Origin of the sequence: Bilifractor sp. LCP21S3_A7 (genome assembly GCF_052118825.1) — a bacterium.
In the GTDB taxonomy this organism is placed as follows: domain Bacteria; phylum Bacillota; class Clostridia; order Lachnospirales; family Lachnospiraceae; genus Bilifractor.
This window is the reverse complement of record NZ_JBQKGL010000025.1, coordinates 1-2,931: the sequence shown is the minus strand read 5'-3', so window position 1 is coordinate 2,931 and position 2,931 is coordinate 1. Positions and strand designations below refer to the sequence as shown.

The window sequence follows — 2,931 nt, the reverse complement described above, 5'->3', positions numbered from 1 at the left end:
AGGTCAAACCCTCGACCGATTAGTAACAGTCAGCTCCATGCCTTACGGCACTTCCACCTCTGCCCTATCAACCTTATCGTCTTTAAGGGGTCTTACTTCTTTCGAATGGGAGTTCTCATCTTAAGGGGGGCTTCACGCTTAGATGCCTTCAGCGTTTATCCCTTCCAGACTTGGCTACCCGGCCATAGACCTGGCGGTCTAACCGGTACACCAGTGGTCTGTCCATCCCGGTCCTCTCGTACTAAGGACAGCTCCTTTCAAAACTCCTCCGCCCACGCCGGATAGGGACCGAACTGTCTCACGACGTTCTGAACCCAGCTCGCGTACCGCTTTAATGGGCGAACAGCCCAACCCTTGGGACCTACTACAGCCCCAGGATGCGATGAGCCGACATCGAGGTGCCAAACCACTCCGTCGATGTGAACTCTTGGGAGTGATAAGCCTGTTATCCCCAGGGTAGCTTTTATCCGTTGAGCGATGGCATTCCCACTTAATACCACCGGATCACTAAGCCCTACTTTCGTACCTGCTCCAACCGTCGCTGTCGCAGTCAGGCTCCCTTCTGCCTTTGCACTCTTTGGATGGTTTCCAACCATCCTGAGGGAACCTTTGGGCGCCTCCGATACGCTTTCGGAGGCGACCGCCCCAGTCAAACTCCCCGTCTGACTTTGTCCCCCGCCCGGGTAACGGGCGCAGGTTAGAAGCCCGGTAACGCAAGGGTGGTATCCCAACAGCGGCTCCGGAAATACTGGCGTACTTCCTTCATAGCCTCCCACCTATCCTGTACATGCATTACCAGACCCCAGAATCAAACTGGAGTAAAGCTCCATGGGGTCTTTCCGTCCTGGCGCGGGTAACCAGCATCTTCACTGGTACTTCAATTTCACCGGATGCATTGTCGAGACAGTGCTCAAATCATTACGCCTTTCGTGCGGGTCGGAACTTACCCGACAAGGAATTTCGCTACCTTAGGACCGTTATAGTTACGGCCGCCGTTTACTGGGGCTTGGATTCAGAGCTTCACATTTCTGTTAACCCCTCCTCGTAACCTTCCAGCACCGGGCAGGCGTCAGCCCATATACCTCACCTTTCGGTTTCGCATAGACCTGTGTTTTTGCTAAACAGTTGCTTGAGCCTGTTCACTGCGGCCCTCTTTCAAGGGCACCCCTTCTCCCGAAGTTACGGGGCTGTTTTGCCGAGTTCCTTAACAATGCTTCTTCCGTCGGCCTTAGGATTCTCTCCTCACCCACCTGTGTCGGTTTACGGTACGGGTATCATATGAACAATAGCGGCTTTTCTCGGTACATGGCTCACCGGCTTCCCTACTTTATTTCGGTCCGCATCACGGCTCTGGCTTATGTGACGGATTTGCCTGCCACACACCTCTTCGCTTGCACGCGGCTTTCCATTCCGCGCCCCGGCTCTCCACATACGTCCCCACAGTTCTGTCATATCATAGTGCAGGAATCTCAACCTGCTGTCCATCGGCTACGACTCTCGTCCTCGCCTTAGGCCCCGACTTACCCAGGGAAGATCAGCTTTACCCTGGAAACCTTGGATATTCGGCCGAGAGGATTCCCACCTCTCTCTCGCTACTCATTCCGGCATTCTCTCTTCCATACCCTCCACAGCTCCTTACGGTACTGCTTCCCCAGGTATGCAATGCTCCTCTACCAATGTATAAATACATTCCCAGGCTTCGGTGTTGTGTTTCAGCCCCGGACATTTTCGGCGCAGGACCTCTCGACCAGTGAGCTATTACGCACTCTTTAAATGTGTGGCTGCTTCTGAGCCAACATCCTGGTTGTCTTGGAGATCCCACATCCTTTACCACTTAACACACACTTTGGGACCTTAGCCGCGGGTCTGGGCTCTTTCCCTTTTGACTGCCCAACTTATCTCGTGCAGTCTGACTCCCGTCCATCGGTCACGTGGCATTCGGAGTTTGATATCGCTTGGTAAGCTTTGACGCCCCCTTGCAAATTCAGTGCTCTACCTCCACGGATCTCGAACGAGGCCAGCCCTAAAGCTGTTTCGAGGAGAACCAGCTATCTCCGGGTTCGATTGGAATTTCTCCCCTACCCACAACTCATCGCCACCTTTTTCAACAGATGTGCGTTCGGCCCTCCACTGGCTCTTACGCCAGCTTCAGCCTGGTCATGGGTAGATCACCCGGTTTCGGGTCTGCCTGTACTGACTCATACCGCCCTCTTAAGACTTGGTTTCCCTTCGGCTCCGGACCTTCAGTCCTTAACCTCGCCAGCACCGGCAACTCGCCGGACCGTTCTACAAAAAGTACGCTGTCCACCGGTCATGTATCGGTGTCCAACAGTTTGAAGACACAGGGTTTCAGGTTCTCTTTCACTCCCCTCCCGGGGTTCTTTTCACCTTTCCTTCACAGTACTATGCGCTATCGGTCACTGAGAGTATTTAGGCTTGGAGGGTGGTCCCTCCGGCTTCCCACAGGGTTTCCCGTGTCCCGTGGTACTCTGGTGCAGCCTTGTCTGCTTCCGGTTTCGCCTACGCGTCTCTCACGCTCTATGGATAAGTTTCCCAAACTTATTCGGCTGCCTTCTTCAGTACGTTCTGGCTGTCCACAACCCCGGAATGCATGCACTCCGGTTTGGCCTCTGTCCGGTTCGCTCGCCGCTACTTGGGACATCGAGTTTTCTTTCTTTTCCTCTGCCTACTTAGATGTTTCAGTTCAGCAGGTCTCCCTCCATACACTATGGATTCATGTATGGATGCATGAGGTTTGCTCATGCGGGTTTCCCCATTCGGACATCCGCGGATCAATGACTATGTACGTCTCCCCGCGGCTTTTCGCAGTTAATCACGTCCTTCTTCGGCTCTCAGTGCCAAGGCATCCGCCCTGCGCCCTTTATGTTTGACCTATTGTAAAATGGCCGTGCCTTCAGATCTTAGCGTAGA

At 53.8% G+C, this 2,931-nt stretch carries 1 rRNA gene; it reads right to left on the bottom strand.

Going from position 1 to position 2,931, the window contains the following annotated elements:
* Positions 1–2,893 (bottom strand): 23S ribosomal RNA (locus ACTQ1O_RS14000).
* Between the last annotated feature and the right edge of the window lie 38 nt (positions 2,894–2,931).